The 22850-nt window shown below is 58.8% G+C and carries 25 protein-coding genes; 14 read left to right on the forward strand and 11 right to left on the reverse strand.

The features are described from left to right. The first annotated feature begins 107 nt into the window (after window positions 1-107). From paaI to ACO07T_RS13430, 4 genes are all read left to right on the forward strand, one after another. On the forward strand, window positions 108-536 hold the full coding sequence (paaI, locus tag ACO07T_RS13415) for a hydroxyphenylacetyl-CoA thioesterase PaaI (RefSeq protein WP_422050508.1): 429 nt from the start codon (window positions 108-110) through the stop codon (window positions 534-536). Window positions 537-557: 21 nt separating this feature from the next. Then, window positions 558-1859, forward strand: a complete 1302-nt coding sequence (gene paaK / locus ACO07T_RS13420; RefSeq protein ID WP_422049831.1) for a phenylacetate--CoA ligase PaaK — start codon at window positions 558-560, stop codon at window positions 1857-1859. Between the two features lie 4 nt (window positions 1860-1863). Then, window positions 1864-2496: a TetR/AcrR family transcriptional regulator gene (locus ACO07T_RS13425; RefSeq protein ID WP_422049832.1), complete on the forward strand. Its 633-nt coding sequence runs from the start codon at window positions 1864-1866 to the stop codon at window positions 2494-2496. A 93-nt stretch (window positions 2497-2589) separates the two neighbouring features. After that, window positions 2590-2964 carry a hypothetical protein gene (locus ACO07T_RS13430; RefSeq protein WP_422049833.1) on the forward strand — a complete coding sequence of 125 codons (375 nt, stop codon included), beginning with the start codon at window positions 2590-2592 and terminating at the stop codon, window positions 2962-2964. Window positions 2965-3013: 49 nt separating this feature from the next. On the opposite strand, the gene ACO07T_RS13435 is transcribed toward ACO07T_RS13430, so the two are convergent. From ACO07T_RS13435 to pcaF, 6 genes are all read right to left on the reverse strand, one after another. Beyond that, window positions 3014-4084, reverse strand: a complete 1071-nt coding sequence (locus ACO07T_RS13435) for a 2Fe-2S iron-sulfur cluster-binding protein (RefSeq protein ID WP_422049834.1) — start codon at window positions 4082-4084, stop codon at window positions 3014-3016. A gap of 10 nt (window positions 4085-4094) precedes the next feature. After that, window positions 4095-4571 carry a 1,2-phenylacetyl-CoA epoxidase subunit PaaD gene (paaD, locus tag ACO07T_RS13440; protein WP_422050509.1) on the reverse strand — a complete coding sequence of 159 codons (477 nt, stop codon included), beginning with the start codon at window positions 4569-4571 and terminating at the stop codon, window positions 4095-4097. Between the two features lie 71 nt (window positions 4572-4642). Then, the gene (paaC, locus tag ACO07T_RS13445) at window positions 4643-5407 is read right to left on the reverse strand and encodes a 1,2-phenylacetyl-CoA epoxidase subunit PaaC (RefSeq protein ID WP_422049835.1); all 765 of its coding nucleotides are present in this window, start codon (window positions 5405-5407) and stop codon (window positions 4643-4645) included. Then, a complete protein-coding gene (gene paaB / locus ACO07T_RS13450) occupies window positions 5407-5691 on the reverse strand; it encodes a 1,2-phenylacetyl-CoA epoxidase subunit PaaB (RefSeq protein WP_209095634.1) in 285 nt (94 codons plus the stop codon). Before paaB ends, paaC begins: the two co-directional genes overlap by 1 nt. Window positions 5692-5700: 9 nt before the next feature. Further along, window positions 5701-6678 carry a 1,2-phenylacetyl-CoA epoxidase subunit PaaA gene (gene paaA / locus ACO07T_RS13455; protein ID WP_422049836.1) on the reverse strand — a complete coding sequence of 326 codons (978 nt, stop codon included), beginning with the start codon at window positions 6676-6678 and terminating at the stop codon, window positions 5701-5703. Between the two features lie 36 nt (window positions 6679-6714). Continuing rightward, window positions 6715-7920, reverse strand: a complete 1206-nt coding sequence (pcaF, locus tag ACO07T_RS13460; RefSeq protein ID WP_422049837.1) for a 3-oxoadipyl-CoA thiolase — start codon at window positions 7918-7920, stop codon at window positions 6715-6717. A gap of 551 nt (window positions 7921-8471) precedes the next feature. On the opposite strand from pcaF, the gene ACO07T_RS13465 reads away from it, so the two are divergent. The 7 genes from ACO07T_RS13465 (at window position 8472) to ACO07T_RS13495 (ending at window position 16032) form a co-directional block, all read left to right on the forward strand. Then, the gene (locus ACO07T_RS13465) at window positions 8472-9038 is read left to right on the forward strand and encodes a ferredoxin-type protein NapF (protein ID WP_422049838.1); all 567 of its coding nucleotides are present in this window, start codon (window positions 8472-8474) and stop codon (window positions 9036-9038) included. An 8-nt stretch (window positions 9039-9046) separates the two neighbouring features. Next, window positions 9047-9277, forward strand: coding sequence for a chaperone NapD (locus tag ACO07T_RS13470; RefSeq protein WP_247738735.1), 231 nt, complete (start codon window positions 9047-9049; stop codon window positions 9275-9277). Window positions 9278-9290: 13 nt separating this feature from the next. After that, on the forward strand, window positions 9291-11780 hold the full coding sequence (napA, locus tag ACO07T_RS13475) for a nitrate reductase catalytic subunit NapA (RefSeq protein WP_209078803.1): 2490 nt from the start codon (window positions 9291-9293) through the stop codon (window positions 11778-11780). Window positions 11781-11853: 73 nt separating this feature from the next. Then, window positions 11854-12288: a nitrate reductase cytochrome c-type subunit gene (locus ACO07T_RS13480; protein ID WP_422049839.1), complete on the forward strand. Its 435-nt coding sequence runs from the start codon at window positions 11854-11856 to the stop codon at window positions 12286-12288. Window positions 12289-12311: 23 nt separating this feature from the next. Beyond that, on the forward strand, window positions 12312-13013 hold the full coding sequence (locus ACO07T_RS13485) for a NapC/NirT family cytochrome c (protein WP_209062842.1): 702 nt from the start codon (window positions 12312-12314) through the stop codon (window positions 13011-13013). A 500-nt stretch (window positions 13014-13513) separates the two neighbouring features. Further along, window positions 13514-14359 carry a YihY/virulence factor BrkB family protein gene (locus tag ACO07T_RS13490; protein WP_422049840.1) on the forward strand — a complete coding sequence of 282 codons (846 nt, stop codon included), beginning with the start codon at window positions 13514-13516 and terminating at the stop codon, window positions 14357-14359. 71 nt (window positions 14360-14430) lie between these two features. Further along, complete coding sequence (locus ACO07T_RS13495; RefSeq protein WP_422049841.1) at window positions 14431-16032, forward strand: AMP-binding protein; 1602 nt, start codon at window positions 14431-14433, stop codon at window positions 16030-16032. A 67-nt stretch (window positions 16033-16099) separates the two neighbouring features. Here the strand turns inward: ACO07T_RS13495 and ACO07T_RS13500 are convergent, their stop codons facing one another. The 3 genes from ACO07T_RS13500 to ACO07T_RS13510 are packed head-to-tail and all read right to left on the reverse strand — an operon-like array spanning window position 16100 to window position 18452. Further along, window positions 16100-17179, reverse strand: a complete 1080-nt coding sequence (locus ACO07T_RS13500; RefSeq protein WP_422049842.1) for a methyltetrahydrofolate cobalamin methyltransferase — start codon at window positions 17177-17179, stop codon at window positions 16100-16102. A gap of 11 nt (window positions 17180-17190) precedes the next feature. Beyond that, on the reverse strand, window positions 17191-18129 hold the full coding sequence (locus ACO07T_RS13505; protein WP_422049843.1) for a methylenetetrahydrofolate reductase: 939 nt from the start codon (window positions 18127-18129) through the stop codon (window positions 17191-17193). Window positions 18130-18155: 26 nt separating this feature from the next. After that, window positions 18156-18452, reverse strand: coding sequence for a virulence factor (locus ACO07T_RS13510; protein WP_209062831.1), 297 nt, complete (start codon window positions 18450-18452; stop codon window positions 18156-18158). Between the two features lie 300 nt (window positions 18453-18752). Here ACO07T_RS13510 and ACO07T_RS13515 point away from each other — a divergent pair, with 300 nt between their 5' ends. Together ACO07T_RS13515 and ACO07T_RS13520 are read left to right on the forward strand one after the other, a co-directional pair. After that, window positions 18753-19865 (forward strand): Ppx/GppA phosphatase family protein, encoded by a 1113-nt coding sequence (locus ACO07T_RS13515; protein ID WP_209078809.1) that lies wholly within the window; start codon window positions 18753-18755, stop codon window positions 19863-19865. Window positions 19866-19937: 72 nt separating this feature from the next. Next, window positions 19938-20654 carry an RlmE family RNA methyltransferase gene (locus tag ACO07T_RS13520; protein ID WP_209062827.1) on the forward strand — a complete coding sequence of 239 codons (717 nt, stop codon included), beginning with the start codon at window positions 19938-19940 and terminating at the stop codon, window positions 20652-20654. Between the two features lie 21 nt (window positions 20655-20675). Here ACO07T_RS13520 and ACO07T_RS13525 read toward each other — a convergent pair whose 3' ends face one another. Both ACO07T_RS13525 and ACO07T_RS13530 read right to left on the reverse strand, forming a co-directional pair. Further along, a complete protein-coding gene (locus ACO07T_RS13525; RefSeq protein WP_209078810.1) occupies window positions 20676-20879 on the reverse strand; it encodes a hypothetical protein in 204 nt (67 codons plus the stop codon). A gap of 133 nt (window positions 20880-21012) precedes the next feature. Continuing rightward, window positions 21013-21912 carry a lysophospholipid acyltransferase family protein gene (locus ACO07T_RS13530; protein WP_422049844.1) on the reverse strand — a complete coding sequence of 300 codons (900 nt, stop codon included), beginning with the start codon at window positions 21910-21912 and terminating at the stop codon, window positions 21013-21015. A gap of 220 nt (window positions 21913-22132) precedes the next feature. On the opposite strand from ACO07T_RS13530, the gene ACO07T_RS13535 reads away from it, so the two are divergent. Beyond that, complete coding sequence (locus ACO07T_RS13535; RefSeq protein WP_422049845.1) at window positions 22133-22837, forward strand: cytidylyltransferase domain-containing protein; 705 nt, start codon at window positions 22133-22135, stop codon at window positions 22835-22837. Window positions 22838-22850: the final 13 nt, after the last annotated feature.

Here is a 22850-nt window from a genome sequence, read left to right on the forward strand (position 1 = left end):
TGAATGTCTCCTCTGGTTATTTATTGACCAACCGTTCGGTTTATGCAAGCTGGGAGAGAGGAACATCACGCAGGGGAGGCAGTGATGGGGAGGACGCGATGGGAGAGCTGACGCCAAAGGCGCGGGCGGAAAAGGCTGCGGCGGCGATGTGGGCGAATGATCGCGCGAGTCAGCATATCGGCATGGAGATTGCCGAGGTGGATGCCGGGCGTGCGGTGCTGACACTGACGGTGCGGCCTGAGCATTGCAACGGGCATGGGATCTGTCACGGCGGCATCACCTTTATGCTGGCGGACAGTGCGTTTGCCTTTGCGTGCAACAGCCGCAACCAGATGACGGTCGCGCAGCACAACGCCATCAGCTACCTCGCCCCGGGACAAGAAGGCGATGTGCTGCGGGCCGAGGCGCGGGAGATCAGCCTCACCGGCCGCAGCGGGCTTTATGATGTCACCGTAACCAATCAGGACGATCAGGTGATTGCCGCCTTTCGCGGGGCGTCGCGTGCGGTCAAAGGCGCGGTATTTGAAGAAGACTAGCGGGGAACTTGGGAGGGTTTCATGAAGGATTTGTCACCACGGCGGGAGGAGCTGGAGCCAATCGAAATTGCCTCGATTGACGAAATCCGGGCGGTGCAGCTCGCGCGTCTGAAATGGTCGCTGCGCCATGCCTATGAAAATGTGCCGATGTACCGACTGCGGTTTGATGCGGCCGGTGTGCATCCGGATGATCTGAAATCGCTCAGCGATCTGGCGAAATTTCCCTTCACCTACAAAGACGATCTGCGCGACAACTATCCGTTTGGCATGCTGGCAGTGCCACGGGCGCAGATTGCGCGGCTGCATGCTTCTTCCGGTACTACGGGCAAGCCAACGGTGGTTGGCTATACGCAAAAGGACATCGACAATTGGGCGGATTTGATGGCGCGCAGCCTCAGGGCGTCGGGATTGCGCGCAGGTGACATGATCCACAACGCCTATGGCTATGGGCTGTTCACCGGTGGGCTGGGCGCGCACTACGGGATTGAGCGTCTTGGGGCGACGGTGGTGCCGATGAGTGGCGGGCAGACCGAGAAACAGGTTGGGCTGATCACAGATTTCAAACCGGATGGGATCATGGTGACGCCGAGCTATATGCTCAACATTCTGGAGGCGTTTCAGGCGGCGGGGATTGATCCGCGCGAGAGTTCGCTGAGCGTTGGGGTGTTTGGGGCGGAGCCCTGGACCGACGCGATGCGCAAAGAGGTTGAAGCCGCCTTTGATATGCATGCGGTCGACATCTACGGGCTGTCAGAAATCATGGGGCCGGGGGTGGCCAATGAATGTGTGGAGACCAAAGATGGGCCGGTGATCTGGGAGGATCATTTCTATCCGGAGATTATCAACCCTGAGACCGGCGAAGTGGTCGCTGATGGCGAAATTGGCGAGCTGGTGTTCACCACCCTGACCAAAGAAGGCCTACCGATGGTGCGCTATCGCACGCGCGATCTGACCCGGCTTTTGCCCGGCACGGCCCGCTCGATGCGCCGGATGGAGAAGATCACCGGTCGCAGTGATGACATGATCATTTTGCGCGGGGTGAATGTGTTCCCCTCACAAATCGAGGAACAGGTGCTGGCCACGGAGGGGCTTGCGCCCTATTACCAGATCGAACTTTACAAAGACGGTCGGATGGACGCAATGCGGGTGCATGTTGAGGCGCTGCCGGAAGCGGGCAATACAGAAGAGGTGACGCGGGTTTTGAGCAAACATATCAAGGCGATGGTCGGCGTTTCTGCAGCGGTTTCTGTGGGCGCACCTGGCTCGGTCGAGCGCTCTCAGGGCAAAGCGCGCCGGGTTGTTGACCGGCGGAGCGAAGGCTGAGCCCATGGCGCGCACCATTGCCAAAGACCACGATCAGAAGCGGGCGCATATCCTGAAGGTGGCGGCAAAAGTCTTTGCCGCCGAAGGGTTTGATCGCGCGTCTATGACGGTTTTGGCAAAGGCTTGCGGCATCTCCAAGGCCAATATCTATCACTACTACAGCGGCAAGGATGCTTTGCTGTTTGATGTGCTGGACAGCTATCTGCGCGCGCTGCGAGATCGGGTTTGCGGCTTGGCGCTGGGGGAGTTGGCGCCCGAGGCGCAGTTGCGCGCGCTGTTGCGGGAAATCCTGTTGGCCTATCAGGGCGCTGACGATGAGCATCGGGTGCAGAGCAGCGGCATTGCGCGCCTGCCTGAGGCAGAGCAGCAGGTGCTGCGCGGCTATCAGCGTGACATGGTGGCGGTGATGAAGAAGGTTGTGGCGGCCAATGCGCCAGCGCTGTTTGCCGAGGATGCGGCGCACCTGCATGAAACCACCATGTCGATCTTTGGCATGCTGAATTGGTACTATATGTGGCAGAGCGCTGCGGATGAGGCTGCGCGGCTGCGCTATGCGGATATGGTGGCCGATCTTTTGCTGAACGGGATCACAGGGACAGCTGGTAACACAGGCGCCGCCGGGGGCGGGAAACCCTGACCTGACAAAACATCCTTAATATGCGTTAATATTTGCACTGGTCAGCGCCGGTGTTAAGATTTGTTTTTTGGTTAATTTGTTTGAGGGATTTTCATGAAGACCTATATGAAATCTGTTGTTTTGGTAACGGCGCTGGCTGGGCCGACCTTCTCACAAGCTGATCCGTCCTTTGGTTTTGGGGTCACTTTTGTGTTTGGCGGCGACGTTGCCGCGGGCATTCGCGTTTTCAGCGATGACGAGCCCGAAAGTGCGGTTCTGGCAATCGGGGCGGACTATAAGTTCGGCTCCGGCGCGATCCGGCCGACGGTGGGTGCGGCCTATCTGGATGAGGATTTCTACGTCGATTTCAGCCTTGGATATGATCTCGGCATCGGTGCGCTGGACTATGGCATCGGTATTGGCGGCGCGTTTGACACCGAAGAGGAAAACTCAGGGTCCCCCGCGCCATCCACTGACGGCCCGACTTAAGAAAATATCATAGATTATAGATTGTTAGCGCCTTGAATTTAAAGCGCGCTCATTCGTCATATGACACCACCACGCGGTCGCTGAGCGGGTAGGATTGGCACGACAGCACGTAGCCTTTTTCCACCTCGTAATCCTCCAGCGCGTGGTTGGTGTGCATGTCAACCTCGCCTTCAAGCACGCGGCAGCGGCAGGTGGCGCAGACGCCCGCCTTGCAGGCATAGGGCACATCCAGAGATTGCGCACGCGCGGCGTCGAGGATGGCGGTGTTCTGATCCATGGTGATGGTCTGCGTGGCGCCATCCAGCGTGATCGTCGCAGTCACTTTGTCAGCTTCTGAGGTCGTGCTGGCCGCTTTCTGTCTGGCGCGGCCGGGTTGGCTGCTGGCGAAGAGTTCAAACTTGATCTGCTCTTTGGCGAGACCGTGATCCTGCAGGGCTTTTGCGATGCCAAGCATCATCGGCTCCGGCCCGCAGATGAAGGCGGTGTCGACGCTGTTGATGTCGATCCATCCGGAGCCAAAGAGCTGGGCGCATTTCTCCTCTGTCACCAGCCCGGTGAATAGGTCGATTTCCTGACTGTCACTTTCCAACACGTGGATAACGTTGAAGCGGCCCATATAAAGGTTTTTGAGGTCTTCGAGTTCCTCACGGAACATGATCGTGGAGACGCCTTTGTTGGCGTAGATCAGGGTGAAATTGGCGCGTGGTTCGCGGCTGAGGGTGGTTTTGATCAGCGAAAGCACCGGTGTGATGCCGGAGCCACCTGCAAAGCCGAGGTAGGTTTTGGCGGCATCAGCATCAAGATCGGTGAAAAACGTGCCCATGGGCGGCATGGCAGAGAGCGTGTCGCCGATTTTCAGATCGCTGTTGGCCCATGTGGAGAAGGCCCCGCCATCAACCCGTTTGATGCCGACCTGCAGCACGCCGTCGTCTTTGCCTGCGCAGATCGAATAGGAGCGGCGCAGCTCTTCGCCGTCGAAATCTCGCTTGAACGTCAGGTATTGGCCTTGGATGAAATCAAACACTGCCGCGTCATCTGCTGTTGGGGCGAGGGTGACCACCACCGCGTCCCGGATGGTCTTTTGGATGTCTGTGACTGTGAGGTCATGAAAACGCGCCATGGTGGTCTCCTCAGATGCATTTGAAGTGGTCAAAGGGTTCCAGGCAGCTCTTGCAGCGCCAGAGAGACTTGCAGGGCGTGGAGCCAAATTGGCTTACCTTTTCAAGGTCTTCCGAGTTGCAATTCGGGCAGCATTCCGGATGGCCCGTGGGTGTCGGAGGCGCGATGCCATAGGCTTTGAGCTTGGCGCGGCCCTGATCTGTCATCCAGTCGGTGGTCCATGCCGGGCTGAGCCGGCTTCGCAGTTTGAGATCGGTGATGCCGTGGTCTAGCAGAGCGGTTTCGATATCGAGGTTGATGATCGAGGTGGCTGGGCAGCCGGAATAGGTGGGGGTCACGGTGACGATGAGCGTTTCATTTTCGTAAGCCACATCGCGGATCACGCCGAGATCGGTGAGCGAGATCACCGGAATTTCCGGATCAGGGATGGCGTGGAGCCAAGCCCAGACTTGCTCAATACTCGGCAAAGCCGAGTCGCCCGGCGACAGGCCGGGCAGCGCCCAACCGCCCCCATGGGCGGGCGCTTCGCTTCCGCCCGCGGTTGAGCGGTGCCCTTTGATCACCACGTTGCCCCCGGATAGGCGCGCTGTAGCCACTGCATTTGGGTCAGTAAATGGCCGAGGTGTTCGGTGTGCGTCTGACCAGTGCGGCCACCTTTGTGCGCGAATGTGCTTTCCGGGACCGTCAGCGTGGCCTCAGCGAGAACTCTGCCCACCAGAGCGTCATATTCAGTGCGCAGGCTGGCGGGATCGGGGGCGATGCCTGCCTCGGCCATGGCGGCATCCACCGGATCGGTGGCAAACATCTCGCCAACGTAAGGCCAGAGCCGATCAAGCGCGGCTTGCATACGGTTGTGGCTCTCCTCGGTGCCATCACCAAGACCAACGACCGTGTCGGCAGACCGCTCCACGTGATAGGCGGCTTCTTTACTGGCTTTCTCAGCAATCTCAGCCACGCGCGGATCTGAGGATTTGGCTAGGCGGGGCAGGTGGATTGACTGGAAGGCGTCAAAGAGGAATTGGCGCATCAGGGTTTGGCCAAAATCGCCATTGGGCAGCTCGACCAGCAGCAGGTTGCGGAAATCCCAGACGTCGCGCAGGAAGGCGAGGTCATCAGCGGTTTTGCCGTCGCCCATGACCTCGGCGGCATAGGTGAGCCAGAGCTGGGTCTGGCCCATCAGGTCAAGCGCTGTGTTGGCGAGTGCGATGTCTTCTTCTAGCACGGGCGCGTGACCGCACCATTCAGAGGTGCGGTGGCCGAGGATCAGGGCGTTGTCGCCCATGCGCAGCAGGAACTCTGCAAGTTGGGTTTTGTCCTGCACCATCACATATGCCCCACGTCATCAGGAATGTCGTAGAAGGTGGGGTGGCGGTAAATCTTGCTCTCGGACGGCTCATAAAGCGGGCCTTTCTCCGATGGTGCCGAAGCAGCGATGTGGTTGGCCTCCACCACCCAGATGGACACACCTTCGTTGCGGCGGGTGTAGACATCACGCGCGTTTTTGATCGCCATTTCCGCATCTGGTGCGTGCAGAGAGCCAACGTGGCGGTGGCTGAGGCCGTGCTGGCCACGGATGAAGATTTCCCACAGGGGCCATTCTTTGGACATGTCTGCCTCCTATTCCGCAGCGGTTTTGCGGGCGCGTTTCTTTTCTGCATGAGCCAGCAAGCCCTCGCGCACCCATGCGCCGTCGTCCCACGCCTTGTTGCGTGCCGCCAGCCGTTCTGTGTTGCAGGGGCCGTTGCCTTTCAGAACGTCAAAGAACTCTGACCAGTCAGGCTCGGAAAAGTCGTAGCCGCCTTTTTCTTCGTTCCACGCAAGGTTTTCATCCGGCACGGTCAGCCCGAGGAATTCCGCTTGTGGCACGGTTTGGTCGACGAACTTCTGGCGCAGCTCGTCGTTGGTGTTCATCTTGATTTTCCACGCCATATTCTGGGTGGAATGCACCGACTCTGCGTCAGAGGGGCCAAACATCATGAGTGAGGGATACCAGAACCGGTTGAGCGCATCCTGCGCCATGCGGCGCTGCGCCTCGGTGCCCTGTGCCATCTTCATCATGATGTCAAAGCCCTGACGCTGATGGAAACTTTCCTCTTTGCAGATGCGGATCATGGCGCGGGAATAAGGGCCGTAAGAGGTGCGTTGCAGCGGGACCTGATTCATGATGGCCGCCCCATCCACCAGCCAGCCCACCGCGCCGATGTCAGCCCATGTGAGGGTCGGGTAGTTGAAGATGGAGGAGTATTTCATTTTGCCGGACAGGAGCTGTTCGGTCAGGTCATCGCGGCTCACACCGAGGGTTTCGGCGGCGCAGTAGAGGTAGAGGCCGTGGCCGGCCTCATCCTGTACTTTGGCGAGCAGGATCATCTTGCGCTCCAGCGTAGGCGCGCGGGTGATCCAGTTGCCCTCGGGCAGCTGACCGACGATCTCGGAATGGGCATGTTGCCCAATCTGACGGATCAGGGTTTTTCTGTAACCTTCGGGCATCCAATCACGCGGCTCGATCTTGATGTCGGCATCAATGCGGGCCTGAAACTCCGCGAGTTTTTGCGGATCATCCTGGCTGGCTTCTGACTGGATCATCTGAGCGTACATGATTGGTGTCCTCCTCTGGCGTCGGGCTGAGAAATGTCAGACCCTTTCGAGAATAAGTGCGGTGCCCTGTCCAACGCCGACGCACATGGTGCAAAGCGCGTAGCGGCCACCGGTGCGTTTGAGCTGGTAAGCGGCGGAGAGCACGAGGCGCGCGCCGGACATGCCCAGCGGGTGACCGATGGCAATGGCACCGCCGTTCGGGTTCACATGGGGCGCATCATCGGCCACGCCGAGTTCGCGCAGCGATGCGAGTCCCTGAGCCGCGAACGCCTCGTTCAATTCTATCACATCCATCTGCTCGATGGTGAGACCTGTGCGCTTCAAAACTTTGCGCGTGGCCGGAACCGGACCGATGCCCATCACGCGCGGCGCGACGCCTGCGGCGGCCATGCCCACGATGCGTGCCATCGGGGTGAGTCCGTTGGCGGCGGCGGCCGCTTCCGTGGCCATCAAGAGTGCGGCTGCGCCATCGTTGACGCCGGAGGCATTGCCCGCGGTGACGGTGAGATGAGCGCCATTCACGCCGCGCAGTTTGGCGAGCTTTTCAGCGTCTGTGCCGGGGCGGGGGTGCTCATCTGTATCGACAATCAGCGGATCGCCCTTGCGCTGTGGCACGGTCACCGGGGTGATCTCTTCAGCGAAGTAGCCGGCGTCATGAGCAGCCGCCCAACGCGCCTGAGAGCGGGCGGCAAAAGCGTCCTGATCTTCGCGGTTGATGTTATAGTCTTCGGCAACATTGTCCGCGGTTTGCGGCATGCTGTCGGTGCCGTACATGGCCTTCATTTTCGGGTTCACAAAGCGCCAGCCGATGGTGGTGTCAAACACCTCATTGGCGCGCGAAAACGCGGTTGTGGCTTTGGGCATCACGAATGGCGCGCGGGACATGCTTTCCACGCCGCCTGCGATGGCCATGTCGTAGTCGCCCGCGCGTAGTCCGCGCGAGGCCATGCCAACCGCATCCATGCCAGAGGCGCAAAGGCGGTTGATGGTGGTGCCGGGCACGTCGGTCGGCAGGCCCGCGAGCAGGGCGGCCATACGCGCCACATTGCGGTTGTCTTCGCCCGCCTGATTGGCAGAGCCGAAAATCACGTCATCCAGTGCAGCCCAATCGACCTGGGGATTGCGCGCCATCAATGCGGCGATGGGCGCTGCGGCGAGATCGTCTGTGCGCACAGAAGAAAGCGCCCCGCCGTAGCGTCCAATGGGGGTGCGTGTGGCGTCACAGATAAAAGCGTCTGACATATTTCCTCCCGAGATCTCTGCGTATCGGCACGTGCCGCGATCCCTTGTGTTTTCCTAAGCGTCGGTTCGATTCGTCGCAAGTTAAAGTTACGTTATTTTGATTGTGAGAATAATTGTGTAACGCTTTCCGTTACCAAAATCCGCACATGCTTCGCAAATGAAACAAACAACTTTAGTGAGTTGAAGCGTGAACTCGAATTGGGACCCTGCGTCGTATCGCTGCGCGCCAAGGTTTTTTTACGGGGGCTGCTGAGGGGCCGGAATGCGCCGCGTCTTAGCGCTCATTGCCGAAATGCTTTGAGAGTGCCAAAAAATCGATGCGCCAAACATGCATGTTTTGACACACGCATAGCTTGAGGTGTACGCTGGGGAAGTCGCGAATATGCAATTGTAATTGTTGAGTTTAACCTCTGCCTCGGCAGATAAAAGCTTCACTAAATCGGCGCATAATGATCTAGGTCAATGACGCCAGCCTATTTGTGGCGCAAGAACGCACTTACGACTTCAAGACCCGAACAGAATTTTTCTACGGTGTTTACGTGACGTTAGAGATGCGACATTCGCCTGAGCGCCGTGCCCTTTTGACCGGGCAGTTTGCGCAAACGCAGGCGCTGCGTCCGCCGGGCGCACTTGAGAGCGGGCTGTTTGAAGAGGCCTGCTCCCATTGCGGAGACTGCGCGGCGGCATGCCCGCAAGCCATTATCACAGCTGATAACGCCGGCTTTCCTGTGGTGGATATGAGCGCCCGCGCTTGTGAGTTCTGTAACGCTTGCTCTGACGTTTGCACCGCTGGTGCGATCCTGCCCGCGAACGGATGGGAGGTACGCGCCGTTGCCGCAGAGAGCTGCCTCTCTTTGCAGGGGGTGATGTGCCGCACTTGCGAAGATCATTGCGACGAAGGCGCCATTCGGTTTCGCCTTATGACAGGGGGGCGGTCGCAGCCCAACATTGATGTTGATGCCTGCAGCGGATGCGGGGCCTGTGTTGCGCCTTGTCCGGCAGATGCCCTGTCGCTTCACCATCCTGCGCCCGAAGTCGGGGCGGAGGACGAGACTTCCCCAGCCAGCCTTACCCAAGCCAGCGAGATGCCAAAATGTACAATATCTGCGGATGCCTAGTCCATGCGATGCCTGAGCGTGTCTCAGAAATCGTCGCTGATATCAAAGCCACGGAAGGCTGTGAGGTGCACGCCCAGGAAGAGGGGCGGATTGTCACCACCGTTGAAGACACCGAGACCAGACGGGCCTCGGAGATCATCATGGACATGCACCAGATCCCCGGCGTGATCACCATCACGCTGACCTATCACCATTTCGAACCAAGCGGCGCGGATGCAGCCGCATCCAAAACGCTCTGAAGGAGGTCTAGCCATGACATTGCCAACGTCCCGACGTAGTTTCCTAAAGGCCTCGGCCGCTGCGGCCACGGCCTCTGCCGCAGGGATTACCTTGCCCAAAGAGGCGCAGGCGCAGGTGGGCACGCCCGATATCCGCTGGGACAAAGCGGCCTGCCGGTTCTGCGGCACAGGCTGTTCGGTTCTGGTGGGGGTCAAGGATGGCAAAGTGGTTGCCACCCAAGGCGACCCGAAGGCCGAAGTGAACCGCGGCCTGAACTGTATCAAGGGCTACTTCCTGTCCAAGATCATGTATGGCGCGGACCGCCTGACCCAGCCGATGCTGCGCAAGACCAACGGTGTCTATGACAAAGAAGGTGAGTTCACCCCGGTGAGCTGGGATGAAGCCTTTGACATCATGGAAGAGAAGTTCAAAGCCGCGCTGAAGGACAAAGGTCCGACCGGTATCGGCATGTTCGGCTCCGGCCAGTGGACGGTCTGGGAAGGCTATGCTGCCGCCAAGCTGATGAAGGCGGGCTTTCTGTCCAACAACATCGACCCGAATGCGCGCCATTGCATGGCCTCAGCGGTGGTCGGCTTTATGCGCGCCTTTGGCATTGACGAGCCGATGGGCTGTTATGATGACCTTGAGGCGGCGGACACCTTTGTGCTCTGGGGCTCCAACATGGCGGAGATGCACCCGATCCTGTGGTCACGCATCAGCGACACACGCCTGACCAAGCCCGGCGCACAGGTGCATGTGCTCTCCACCTTTGAGCACCGCTCCTTTGAACTGGCGGACAATGGCATGATCTTCACGCCGCAGACCGACCTTGCCATCCTGAACTACATCGCGAATTACATCATCGAAAACGACGCGGTGAACTGGGACTTCGTGAACAAGAACGTCAACTTCACCAAAACCGCGACCGACATCGGCTATGGCCTGCGTCCTGAACACGAGCTTCAGCAAGCGGCGGCGAACCCGAACAGCGGCAAGCTCGAAGCGATCGATTTTGAAGCCTACAAAGACTATGTCAGCGAATACACGCTGGAGTATGTGAGTGAGCTGTCCGGTGTGCCGGAGAGCAATCTGCTGCGTCTGGCACAGCAGTATGCCGATCCGGATCGGAAGGTGATGAGCCTCTGGACCATGGGCTTCAACCAGCACTCCCGTGGTTCCTGGGTGAACGGCTTGATGTACAATGTCCACCTGCTGACCGGCAAGATTTCTGAGCCGGGCAACTCGCCATTCTCCCTGACAGGGCAGCCTTCGGCCTGTGGGACGGCGCGTGAGGTGGGGACATTTGCCCACCGTCTGCCGGCTGACATGGTGGTGGCCAATGATGAGCACCGCGCGATTGCCGAGAAGAAGTGGAAACTGCCCAGTGGCATCCTGAATGCGAAGCCGGGTTCCCATGCTGTTCAGCAGAACCGAGACCTGAAAGACGGCAAAATCAACGCCTATTGGGTGCAGGTGAACAACAACATGCAAGCCGCGCCCAATATGAATGAGGAAGGCTATCCGGGCTATCGCAATCCGGACAACTTCATCGTGGTGTCTGATCCTTATCCAACGGTCACCGCATTGGCGGCAGACCTGATCCTGCCCACAGCGATGTGGGTGGAAAAAGAAGGTGCCTTTGGTAATGCGGAGCGCCGCACGCAGTTCTGGCGTCAGCAGGTAGATGCGCCCGGTGAGGCAAAGTCGGATCTGTGGCAGCTGATGGAATTCTCCAAGCGCTTCACCACAGATGAGGTTTGGCCAGCCGACATTCTGGATGCCAATCCGGAGTTCAAAGGCAAATCCCTGTTTGATGTGCTTTTTGCCAATGGGCAGGTCGACAAATACGCGCTTTCTGAGACCGCAGAAGGCTTTGCCAACGCGGAATCTGAGGACTTCGGCTTCTATGTGCAGAAAGGCCTGTTTGAGGAATATGCCGCCTTTGGGCGGGGGCATGGGCACGATCTCGCGGACTTTGACGTCTATCACGAAGAGCGCGGCCTGCGTTGGCCAGTGGTTGACGGCAAGGAGACCAAATATCGTTTCCGCGAGGGCTATGACCCTTACGTGAAAGAAGGCGAAGGCGTCAAATTCTACGGCCACAAAGACGGCAAGGCGAAGATCATCTTTGCCCCTTATGAGCCGCCAGCGGAAGTGCCGGATGAGGAGTTCAATATGTGGCTCGTCACCGGTCGTGTGTTGGAGCACTGGCATTCCGGTTCCATGACCCGGCGTGTGCCCGAGCTGCACCGTGCTTATCCCTATGCGCAGGTGTTCATGCACCCGGAGGATGCCAAGGAGCGCGGCCTGCGGCGCGGGCAGGAGATCACCATAGCGACACGGCGTGGCGAGATGCACAGCCGGGTGGAAACCCGTGGCCGCAACCGGATGCCGCGTGGCGTGGTGTTTGTCCCATGGTTTGATGAGGGTCAGTTGATCAACAAGCTGACGCTGGATGCGACCTGTCCGCTGTCCAAGGAAACGGACTTCAAAAAATGTGCCTGCAAGGTGGAGCGCGCCTGAGGGGCGTCCCACCCAACATAGCCAGCGCGGGGCGCGGCCCAAGGCAACCCCCGCAAGCTACGGAGATTGTAAGATGAGAAAATACAGTTTTGTCAGCGCCTTGGCAGCGGTTGCTGTGGTTGTGGGCAGCGGCTTTGCGATCGCGGATCAGGCGGGCACCGTGAAGAGCCTGCGCAATGATCAGATCGACCACATCAACCGTATTGATGAGGTTCTGCATCAGGAGAGCCGCCGGTTTGTGCGCAATTATCGCCAGCAACCGCCGCTGATCCCGCATTCCATCGATCAGTATCAAATCGATCTGAGCGCCAACCAGTGTCTCGCGTGCCATGACTGGAGCAATGCCGGGGATCGCGGCGCACCGACGCTGTCGATGACCCACTATCTGGGACGTGAGGGCGAACAGCTTGATCAGGTCGCGGGCACCCGTTGGTTCTGTAACCAGTGCCACGTGCCGCAGGCCAACACGCCACCGTTGGTGGAGAGCACCTTCACCCCGTCCCAATAACGCAGCAGGAAAGGAGTTGAGACATGTCTGATCATGACGACAAACCCGGCTTTTTCCGGCGTGTGTGGCGCACGGTGACATCGCCCACGACAACCTTCTCGCTGGGTGGTTTGCTGATTGGTGGCTTTGTGGGGGGCATCCTGTTCTGGGGTGGCTTCCACTGGGCGCTGGAGCTGACCAACACCGAGGAGTTCTGTGTCTCTTGCCACGAGATGGAGACCAACTTTGTCGAGTACAAAGAGACGGTGCATTACAACAACCACTCCGGTGTGCGTGCGACCTGTCCGGATTGCCACGTGCCAAAGGAATGGCAGCACAAGATCAAAGCCAAGATTCTGGCCAGCAAAGATGTCTATCACACGCTGGTGGGCACGATTAACACGCCGGAGAAATACGAGGAACACCGGCTTGGCATGGCGTCCAAATCCTGGGTGAAAATGAAGAAGTCCGACAGTCGCGAATGCCGCAATTGCCACAACTTCGAATATATGGATTTCACCATTCAAGAGAACCGCGCGGCGGCCAATCACCAGCAGGCGCTGGATGAAGGCAAAACCTGTATCGATTGCCACCAGGGCATCGCCCATAATCTGCCGGAGAACTATCTGGAGACCTACCGGTCGCTGGTGGAAGAGATGGCAGAGGCCGGAGAGATCCCCGCGCCCAAGGGCCGTGACGTGGCCCGCGCGCAAAGCGATATTCAATCCTATCTGGGTGCAAACTAACGTATCCATAAAGCAGGGTTTCAGGCGTCCCGGGTTGGGGCGCCTTTTTTCTGCGCGGTGCTTTAGTTCGGTTGGGGAATTTGGTGCTGGCTCCTTGGAGTAGAGCCAGCACCAGCCTTGGTTCTGTGAGTGGTCTGGCATGGGCACAGACATTGCAAAACCGCCAAGGCGTAGCGATCTTGCGCCCAACCAGCGCCACCGGGAGGGAGAGCGCGCGCCGGTCGTCCGGGGCCACGCAGCACGTTTGGAGAGGCTGCTGCATGACCCTTAAGGAAGGCTGCGGCTGTGTCCCCAGACCGCGTCTTCCCTCTGAGATCAGTGTTAGAGCGAGTTTCTGAAAATATCCTTTTAGACTGTCATCAGTTTTTAGTTGAATTTACCTAAAAATTTAGGAGGCAGCCCAAATCCCCTGCATCAGAGCTGGGATTGTTGGATTGGGGTCATGGAAAACCCCTTTTATTCAATCTATTATAGTGGCGAACTGAAGTCGCTGAATGTGAGTGGGTCTGTTGAATTTCCTGCAAAGTTTTTTTGAAGCCGTCCGCAGATTTGGGGCAAAAGGCGGTGCTGTGCGCAGCTCGCACCTTGCGCTGTCTTTTCTCTTTGCGATTTTTCCCTTCTGTCTGTTTGCGCTTTCCTTGGCGGGGGTGCTGAGCCCGCAGGCGCATATCGACGATGTGGTTGAGTTCACCATTGGCACCTGGCCGGATGCGATTGCCGATTCCATTGAGAGCGAGCTGCGTGCAGTGCTGCAGGCGGGGAGTTCCACGTTGACCTTCGGGGCGGTTCTGGCGATCTTTTTTGCCTCAAACGGGGTGCAGGCCATTCGTTTGGTGATCACGGATGCGTACCGCGATGAGGATCCGCGGCCGTTTTGGAAAACGCGCGCTCTGGCGATCCTGTTTGTGATTGCGGGGTCTGGCGTGATTGTCGTGGCCGGGGCGTTTAACGTGATTGTGCCGTTGGCGGTGCATTACTTTGATGATCTGGTCCCATGGTTGGGACAGTCGATTTTGAGCAACGAACAGTTTCGCCAGATTGTGACCTTATCCGTTTCAGTCTTCTTCCTGTTTGCCTGTCACAAATGGCTGCCGGGCATGCCGCATTCGTCGCGCGAGCTGTTGCCCGGTATCTTGCTCTGTATTGTCCTCTGGTGGGCGGTGTCCAAGGGATTTGGGTTCTACCTCAGCCGGTTTTCAACCTATTCGGTGACCTATGCGGGGCTTGCCGGGATCATGTCGACGCTGGTTTATCTCTATCTGATGTCGGCGATTTTTGTTCTGAGCGCGGAATTCAACGGCCAGCTGATGGATGCGCGCAAGATGCAGGAACGCGGCGCCGCCTAGGTGTTTCTACGGTGATTGCGCTCGCTGTGCGCTCCGCTAAAGTCGCGCGCCAAGAAGAGGGAGGAAGGCTCATGAGCATGACGATTGGTGCGCTGTTTGCCGCACGGGCAGAGACCTATGCCGACAAGCTGTTTTTGCAGGTTCCAGCCAACGCAGAGCGCGCATATCACCCGGAGGGATACCTCTGCACATATGACGATGCGCAGGCGCAGGTTTCGTCGATGGTGGCCACGCTGAAAGCCGCGGGCTATGGCCATGGACACCGGATCGCAGCGCTGCTGGAAAACCGCCCTGAGATGCTCTTGCTGAAATTGGCCTTGTCAGAGTTGGGCATCAGTTGGGTGCCTGTGAACCCGGATTACCGCCCCGCAGAGGTGGCCTATCTGCTGCAAGACAGCGGCGCGGAGCTGGCGCTTGTGGTGAGGGAGCAGCGCGCGCTGATGGAAGCCGGGATTGGGGAGAGCGGTCTGGATGTGCCGATGGTGGAGATGGGCACAACTTTGCCTGTGCTGCCGCAGAGCAAAACCGCTGCGCCCAAGGCAGACCCGATCACGCAGGAGACCGAAGCCAGCCTGATCTACACCTCAGGCACCACGGGGCGGCCCAAGGGCTGTATGCTGAGCCATGGCTATGAGGTGGAGATGGGGCAGTGGTATGCCTCTCGTGGCGGCCTCATTCAGTTTGAGGCGGGGGTGACCAAGGTCTATTGCCCGCTGCCGCTGTTCCATGTGAATGCCGCGATCCTGCTGTTCATGGCGGTGATTGAAACCGGCAGCGCGCAGATTGCGCCGGAGCGGTTCCGGGCCAGCGCATGGTGGCGCGAACTGGCGGAAACAGAAGCCACGGCGGCGCATTATCTGGGGATCGTCATTCCGGCGTTGATGAACCGAGCACCTGAGGCGTGGGAAAAGAAACATAAGGTGAAATTCGCCGTCGGGGCAGGGGTGGAACCCACGCTGCACCGCCCGTTTGAAGAGCGCTTTGGCTTTCCGCTGATCGAGGTCTGGGGCATGACGGAGATGTGCCGTCTGCTGGGCGACTATGAGGAGCCGCGCCGCATCGACACCCGCGCCATGGGCCGCCCGCAACCCGGTTTGGATGTGCGCGTGGTGGATGGCGACGACCAAGAAGTGCCACGGGGCACACCGGGCGAAATGGTGCTGCGCTACAGTGAAGAGACCCCGCGACGCGGCGCTTTCTCGGGCTATCTGAACCTGCCGGAGGCCACAGAAGAGGCCTGGCGCGGAGGATGGTTTCACACCGGCGACACGGTGGTGATGGATGAAACCGACATGATCACTTTTGTGGACCGTAAGAAAAACATCATCCGCCGGTCTGGCGAAAATATTGCGGCGGCGGAGATTGAGGCCTGTCTGCAGGATCATCCGGCTGTTGAGCGCGTGGCGGTGGTGGCTGTGGCAGACGAGATGCGCGATGAAGAGGTGATGGCCTGTGTGCAGGTGATCGGCGAGGAGAGCGAGACCCTGTCACAGGAGCTGTTTGATTGGTGCTTTGCGCGGCTGGCCTATTACAAAGCACCGGGCTGGATCCGGTTCCATCCGGATATTCCGGTGACCGGCACACAGAAGATTCAGAAACACAGCCTGTTTGGTGAAGGTGACGATCCCACGGCGGGGGCTGGTGACTTTCGCACTCTTAAGAAGCGCGGATAAACCCCTCACAGAAAACAAAAAAGCCCGCATCAAAGGATGCGGGCTTCTTCGTAGTATCAGGGAGCGCTTAGGCGCGACGGCGACGGCCACCACCGCGACGGCCACGTGCACCACCTTCGCCTTCAGCGGCTGGTGGCTTGTTGAATTTGATCCACTCAGCACCACCGTCGTCGTTGTTGGTCAGGAAGTTGGCGGCGCGGATGGCCTCCATCTCTTTGCCTGCGCGGGCTTTGGTGGAGCCCAGACCGAAGGTTTCGCAGAAGGCTTCGTCGTCCATGTCCTCTGGAATGATGATGCCTTTGGCGGCGATTTCGGCTTTCTTCTCGGCCAGCTTTTTGGGGCCAACAGGCAGGGCAATCGGGTTCATGATCGCGGAGGTCATGCCGGTCGCCATCGCCATGGGCAGGAAGGCGTTGTTGATGCCGTGACGGTTTGGCAGGCCAAAGGAGATGTTGGACGCGCCACAGGTGGTGTTTACACCCAGCTCGTTGCGCAGGCGGCGGTTCAGTTCAAACACCTGCAGGCCAGCAGTGCCCATGGCGCCGATTGGCATCACCAGCGGGTCAACCACGATGTCATGCGCCGGGATGCCGAAGTCGGCTGCGCGCTCAACGATCTTTTTGGCCACGGCAAAGCGGACTTCCGGATCCTCGGAGATACCGGTGTCGTCGTTGGAGATCGCCACCACAGGCACGTTGTACTTCTTGACCAGCGGCAGAACGATTTCCAGGCGCTCCTCTTCACCTGTCACGGAGTTCAGCAGCGGACGGCCTTTGGCCGCTTCCAGGCCAGCCTCAAGCGCGCCGGGCACGGAGCTGTCGATGCAGAGCGGGCAGTCAGTGACTTCCTGAACTTTTTCCACCAGCTGGCGCATCAGGTCAGGCTCAACAAAGTTGTTGTCTGCGTAGCGTGGGTCTTCGGCCATTTTGTTGGAGAAGACCGCGCCGGAGTTGATGTCCAGAACAGTGGCACCTGCAGCGACCTGCGCCAGCGCATCGGCTTGCACGCGGGAGAAATCGCCCGCTTCCAGCTCTGCGTTCAGGATCTTGCGGCCGGTTGGGTTGATGCGCTCACCGATAACGGTGAACGGCTGGTCAAAACCCATGATCGCTGTTTTTGTTTGTGATTCAATGATGGTCCGGGTCATGTTTTATCCTGTCAGACAGAGGTGCTTTGTGGGGCGGCTGGCTGCGTGGAGGCGCCGCCGTTTTCGATTGCCCAGTTGGCGTTGGTTTTGATGCCGCCAAGCGGGAAGAAGTGGACTTTCTCGATGTTGAAATCCGGGTTTGCCGCTTTGTGGGCCGACAGACCGGCGAGAACTTCGGTTGGCTCATGCGGAAGCAGCAGTTTGGAGACGTCTTTGGCACGCTTCTGAAGCACTTTGAGAGACGGGCCAACGCCGCAGGCAATGGCGAATTTGATCATGGTCTGCAGCTTGGCAGGGCCCGCGATGCCGATGTGGATCGGCAGGGTCATGCCGCGCTCTTTCAGCGTGTTGGCCCATTCGATCACCGGCTCTGCCTCAAAGCAGAACTGGGTGGCCAGCGCCATATCAGCATCTGTGCGCTTGGAGAACTCGAGTTTCCAGTCCAGAGCGGCGTAGGTGTTGGCGCGACCGCCGTCCGGGTCGATGTCCAGGTTGGGCTCTGGGTGGCCCGCAACGTGCAGGTTGGTGAAACCGGCTTTGTCAAACAGGCCTGTGTCCAGCAGCTGCATGGAGTCAGAGAAATCGCCGTGTGGGTTGGCAACGCCACCGGCCAGCAGAAGCGCCTGTTTCACGTCGGCTTCGCCTTGATACATGGAGATCCAGTTCTCAAGCGTTGCCTTGTCCTTGATGATGCGCGCCGGGAAGTGGGGCATCACGTCATAGCCTTCGCCTTTGATGCGCTTGGCGGTGGCGACCATATCCTCGATCGGGGTGCCCTCGATGTGGGCGATATAGACGCGGGTGCCCTCAGGCAGAAGCACGCGGAAGTCGTCGACTTTGGCGGCCGTGCGCGGCATCACTTCGATGGAGTAGCCTTTCAGGAAAGCTTCCATTTCCGGTGTGGCGGATTTGACCTCATCGGTCTTGCGCTTGAAATTCAACAAAGCCATTGCGGCCTCCCAAATCGAGGGGCGTGTCATGCCCAGCCTTCATTGTCGATCAGCGCCTTGATGCGCGTCTGATCGTACTCTGCTTCAAGCCGTGCGACTTCTTGTTCAACAATCGCCTGCGGCTCGCCCTCAACCGGATAGGGATCTGCCTTCCGCCACTCTGCTAGATAGGCATCCGTGTCGGATGCGCCGACCTTCATTGCTGCTCGGTCGATGGCTTGCTCAAACCGTTCAGCCAAAGGTTTCTTTGCGCCGCGACGCCCTTTGCCAACGATCACCTGAGCAGGAATATCGCGCCAGTAGACAATGGTGACATCAGGCATGGGTTTGATTCCTCCGGTATCAGTACATCATACGTAAATCAGGGCCGCCTGTCGCTTTGTGTCAATTTCGACACGAAGACAGCATTCCGCGACCTAGCGCTTTGTTGTGAGCTGCTTGTAGCGGTCTGAGCGGCGCTCTGGCTATGGCAGGGCGCGTGAAATCTTTGCATGAAAAAGATGAGCTTCCGGGGCGTTGCGCCAAGAGCGTGCCCCAAAGATGCGCGGCGTCACCCAAGGAGGGATTGCGCGGGGGGCAGCGAGAGACTAGGTTGAAGGCAACACGAAATGGAGGGCGTGACGATGGCGCCCAAGCGTCCCAAAGGTGCGGGCGCATTCCCAAAACCGGTTGAGAGCCCCGCGCCGAAACCGCCTGATCCAAGTACGCTTTACGCGGCCTTGGATCTGGGCACGAACAGTTGTCGCATGTTGATTGCCCAACCCAAGGGCAGTCAAATTCATGTGGTGGACAGCTTTAGCAAGTCTGTCCAATTGGGCTCCGGGCTGGAAAGCACCGGGCGGCTTTCCCGTGGCTCGATGCGGCGTACAATCCAAGCGATGCGGATCTGTCAGCAGAAGCTCAAGCGCCATAAGGTCAAACGTATGCGTTTGGTGGCCACTGAGGCCTGTCGGCGCGCCAAGAATGCGCGGGACTTTGTGCGGCAGGTGCGGCGCGAGACAGGATTACAGCTGGAAATCATTCAGGCCGAGGAAGAAGCGCGTCTGGCGGTGATCAGCTGTGCACCGCTTGTCTCCATGAAGACTGAGCAGCTCTTGGTGGTGGATATTGGCGGCGGGTCAACAGAACTTGTCTGGATCGACCTGTCCTCTGTCCCGCCGATAGAGCGGTCGCGCGCGATCATGCGTCTGCGCGGCGGGTTTCACACCGCGGACAGCCCGTTTCCAGCCGCCAAAGTGGTGGACTGGATCAGCGTGCCGCTGGGTGTGGCCACTTTGCGCGACCAGTTTCGCGACGTGGAAGATGATGCCGCACGCTTTGCATTGATGAGCTGGTTCTTTGAGGAAAACCTCAGCGAGTTTGCTCCTTATAAGGATGCGCCGCCGAGCGAAGGCTTTCAGATCATCGGCACAAGCGGCACGGTGACCACCGTGGCAGCAAGCCATCTGGGGCTGCGCCGCTATGATCGGACCAAAGTGGATGGTCTGCGCATGACCAGTGACCAGATTGACAAGGTCATCCGGGGCTATCTCGATCTTGGCCCCAAGGGGCGGCGCAATGACCCGCGGATCGGGCAGGACCGGCAGGCCCTGATCATGAGTGGCTCGGCGATTTTGCAGGCGCTGCTGCGCTGCTGGCCGACAGATCGGCTTTCTGTGGCGGACCGTGGGCTGCGTGAAGGGCTGCTTTATGCGCAGATGAGCGCGGATGGCGTGCTAGAGGATGGGCCGTTCTGAGCGTGCAAGACAGCTTGAAGTGACGGCAAAAATGACTAGAAGGCTTTGTTTCAAAGCAAAGTGGTGAGCGATATGGCCAAGAAACCGACCGGCAAGAACACATCCGGGCGCGGACAGCGCGATTTGACCGTGAAGGTGAAGTCTGCGCGCGGGCGCAAACTGTCGAGCACCCGCTGGCTGCAACGTCAGCTCAATGATCCTTATGTACAGCGCGCAAAGGCCGAAGGCTATCGTGGCCGCGCGGCGTTTAAGATCATGGAGTTGGACGACAAATACCGCTTTCTGGTGCCCGGTGCCCGGGTTGTGGACCTTGGCTGTGCGCCGGGTGGCTGGTGCCAGGTGGCCGTGCCTCGTGTAAACGCGCTGGGTGAAAAATCCGGCAAAAAGGTTGGCACTATTCTGGGGATCGACCTTCAGGAAGTGGAAGCCATTGCTGGCTGTGACATCCATCAGCTCGACTTCATGGAAGACGATGCGGATGTGAAGGTCAAAGACTGGCTGGGCGGCAAAGCGGATGTGGTGATGAGCGACATGGCGGCGGCCAGCTCGGGCCACAAGCAGACCGACCACCTGCGCATTATGGCCCTGTGTGAGGCGGCGGCTTATTTTGCCTTTGATGTGCTGGAAGAAGGCGGCACGTTTGTGGCCAAGGTTTTGGCTGGTGGTGCCGAAGGGGAGCTGCAAAAGCTTCTGAAGCAGAAATTCACCAAAGTGGCGAATGTGAAACCCCCAAGCAGCCGCGCGGACAGTTCCGAGAAATTCGTGGTGGCCACAGGGTTCCGTGGCTAAAGCCCTCAGTTGTTGAGGTGGTTAGGCGCTGCGCAGCAGGGACTCTGCGGCGTGTTTCACCATGCGTTCGGCGCGAAATTCAAAGTGATCTGCCTTAAACATATCAACGGGTTGGCGTGCGAGCGCCTCTTCATGCGCTAGGGCCAGATTTTGCTGGCGCAGCAGCTCAAACAGGCGCGCATGACGCGCGGGTTTGGCGTAGGTGGACGAGCGGACGTGGAACACAACAGTCTCCTTTGGCAACAGTAACCCGCAAAGTCGTTTCAGGGTCACTGACCTTGCTAAAGGAGCGAAATGGTTAAAAAGTTGCGCAAATGGGATGATTTTGTGGAAAAATTGCAGCGAATGCTCAGGGCATTTACTGCGCACGATCCTCAGATGTGTCATTTCCAGCGCCACGCCAGCGGTTATGTGTCCACATCCATTGACCGGGATAGGCGCGGATCAGCGCCTCAAGGCTCTCGTTCAGGGCCTGCGTCATTTCTTCTGCAGTGGTGTGCGGCACCGGAGCCTCGGTCTCAATCACATAGGTGCCGTCGGGCTGGCGAATGCCATAGCAGGGCACAAGGTCAACTTTGTACTTGAGCGCGAGTTCGGCAGCGGAGGTCGCGGTGCGCGCAGGTTTGCCCATGAAGTCCATCACAGGCGCATCATTTATACGCTGATCCTGCACAATCCCCAGAAAACCGCCGCTGCGCAGATGCTTGATCATGCCGGACATGCCGCGACGGCCACGCTCAAACACGGGTTTGCCGAAGTCTTCCATCGCAGCCACATAGTGCGCGTTGAAATAGGGGTTGGACATCTTTTTGTAGAGCCCGCCAACCGGGATGCCCTGCGCCAGAAGGGCGGCGCGGACGGCGAGGTAGTTGCCAAAATGGCCGGTGACCAGCATGGCGCCTTTGCCCTCTTCTTTTGCCGCTTTCAGAGCGGCAAGGCCGGGGCCTTTGATCGGATAGCTGGCCACACGCGCAGAGAATTCCTCGGCGGAATACATCTCCATCAGCATCCGCCCCATGGTTTCAGGTACCTCGCGCACAATGGCTTCGCGCGCTTCCGTTGACAGCTCCGGCATCACCAGGGCGAGATTTTCGCGGATGCGGCGACGGTTGCCTGTGAGGGGCGCGATCACTTTGGTCATGATCTGACCACAGGTATTGATGCGCGTTTCATAGGGCAGACTGCGCATCGCAGACAAAAAGCTGCGGATGGCCGTATCAGTCAGCCAATGGCCAAAGGAGCGGGAGAAAAGCGGCATGGGTGGTGTGATCAATCATTCTGCGCCAACAAGATAGCCGATACATATGGTTTGCGGATTTTCCGCGCAAGCCGTTTGCCAGTTTGGCGTTGCGTGGTTTTGGGGGCTTGCGTAACAAGATCACAGCGGGGCGGCGCGTCGTTTCGCGCTGGACGGGCGCGGCGCGCTTGCGATACTGGCAGGCAAGACGCTGAGAGCCCGCAACACAGGAGAGCCATTTATGATCCTTGGTCACATCGGAGCGCGCAAAGGCTCCAAAGGGGTGGTTCGCAAGAACTTCAAAGACTTATGCGGCAAGCCGATGATTGACTGGTCGCTGGATCAGTTGTTTGCCCACCCGATGGTGGATGCGGTTGTGGTCTCTACAGATGATGAAGAGATGTATGAACATGCGGTGGCCAAAGGGGCTTTGCCAATTGGGCTGCGGCCTGCACATCTGGCGACAGATGAAGCGCCTAAATGGGGTGTTTGGCAACATGCGATGGAAGCTGGTGAGGTGGCAGCGGGCAAAGCAGCCACAGCCTTTCTGGATCTGGATTGCACCTCGCCCTTGCGCCTGCCCGAAGACATCACGGGTGCGCTGGAGCTTTACCAGAAAGAGCAGCCGGACATGGTGATGAGCGTCTGTGAGGCGCGCAAAAATCCTTATTTCAACCTTGTGGAGCCGGATGAAACCGGCGCGCTGCATGTGAGCAAGCCATTGCCCGGTGGGGTCTGGGCGCGTCAGGCGGCGCCGACCGTCTATGAGCACGCGGCTTCCACCTATGTGGTTGCACCCAAGTATTTGCGCGAGGCGCAGACCATTTATGAGGGGCGGGTGATCCCGTTTGAGATGCCGCCAGAGCGCTGTATCGACATCGATTCCCCTTTTGATTTCAAATTGGTAGAGCTTCTTCTTCAAGAACAGCTCGACAGCAAAGGCTGAAGGAGGCCGCAAG

Origin of the sequence: Shimia sp., from assembly GCF_965227725.1 — a bacterium.
Lineage (GTDB): Bacteria > Pseudomonadota > Alphaproteobacteria > Rhodobacterales > Rhodobacteraceae > Shimia.

Excerpts from the sequence above, each read along its gene's own strand:
- ACO07T_RS13510 (WP_209062831.1), bottom strand. The coding sequence starts at position 18,452 with ATGCCTGATGTCACCATTGTCTACTGGCGCGATATTCCTGCTCAGGTG.
- paaC (WP_422049835.1), bottom strand. The coding sequence starts at position 5,407 with ATGGTGCAGGACAAAACCCAACTTGCAGAGTTCCTGCTGCGCATGGGC.
- ACO07T_RS13535 (WP_422049845.1), top strand. The coding sequence starts at position 22,133 with ATGATCCTTGGTCACATCGGAGCGCGCAAAGGCTCCAAAGGGGTGGTT.
- ACO07T_RS13505 (WP_422049843.1), bottom strand. The coding sequence starts at position 18,129 with ATGGCTTTGTTGAATTTCAAGCGCAAGACCGATGAGGTCAAATCCGCC.
- ACO07T_RS13520 (WP_209062827.1), top strand. The coding sequence starts at position 19,938 with ATGGCCAAGAAACCGACCGGCAAGAACACATCCGGGCGCGGACAGCGC.
- ACO07T_RS13495 (WP_422049841.1), top strand. The coding sequence starts at position 14,431 with ATGAGCATGACGATTGGTGCGCTGTTTGCCGCACGGGCAGAGACCTAT.
- paaB (WP_209095634.1), bottom strand. The coding sequence starts at position 5,691 with ATGTCCAAAGAATGGCCCCTGTGGGAAATCTTCATCCGTGGCCAGCAC.
- paaA (WP_422049836.1), bottom strand. The coding sequence starts at position 6,678 with ATGTACGCTCAGATGATCCAGTCAGAAGCCAGCCAGGATGATCCGCAA.
- ACO07T_RS13435 (WP_422049834.1), bottom strand. The coding sequence starts at position 4,084 with ATGGCGCGTTTTCATGACCTCACAGTCACAGACATCCAAAAGACCATC.
- pcaF (WP_422049837.1), bottom strand. The coding sequence starts at position 7,920 with ATGTCAGACGCTTTTATCTGTGACGCCACACGCACCCCCATTGGACGC.
- ACO07T_RS13465 (WP_422049838.1), top strand. The coding sequence starts at position 8,472 with ATGCGACATTCGCCTGAGCGCCGTGCCCTTTTGACCGGGCAGTTTGCG.
- ACO07T_RS13515 (WP_209078809.1), top strand. The coding sequence starts at position 18,753 with ATGGCGCCCAAGCGTCCCAAAGGTGCGGGCGCATTCCCAAAACCGGTT.
- ACO07T_RS13480 (WP_422049839.1), top strand. The coding sequence starts at position 11,854 with ATGAGAAAATACAGTTTTGTCAGCGCCTTGGCAGCGGTTGCTGTGGTT.
- paaK (WP_422049831.1), top strand. The coding sequence starts at position 558 with ATGAAGGATTTGTCACCACGGCGGGAGGAGCTGGAGCCAATCGAAATT.
- ACO07T_RS13485 (WP_209062842.1), top strand. The coding sequence starts at position 12,312 with ATGTCTGATCATGACGACAAACCCGGCTTTTTCCGGCGTGTGTGGCGC.
- ACO07T_RS13430 (WP_422049833.1), top strand. The coding sequence starts at position 2,590 with ATGAAGACCTATATGAAATCTGTTGTTTTGGTAACGGCGCTGGCTGGG.
- ACO07T_RS13425 (WP_422049832.1), top strand. The coding sequence starts at position 1,864 with ATGGCGCGCACCATTGCCAAAGACCACGATCAGAAGCGGGCGCATATC.
- napA (WP_209078803.1), top strand. The coding sequence starts at position 9,291 with ATGACATTGCCAACGTCCCGACGTAGTTTCCTAAAGGCCTCGGCCGCT.
- ACO07T_RS13500 (WP_422049842.1), bottom strand. The coding sequence starts at position 17,179 with ATGACCCGGACCATCATTGAATCACAAACAAAAACAGCGATCATGGGT.
- ACO07T_RS13470 (WP_247738735.1), top strand. The coding sequence starts at position 9,047 with ATGCCTGAGCGTGTCTCAGAAATCGTCGCTGATATCAAAGCCACGGAA.
- ACO07T_RS13530 (WP_422049844.1), bottom strand. The coding sequence starts at position 21,912 with ATGCCGCTTTTCTCCCGCTCCTTTGGCCATTGGCTGACTGATACGGCC.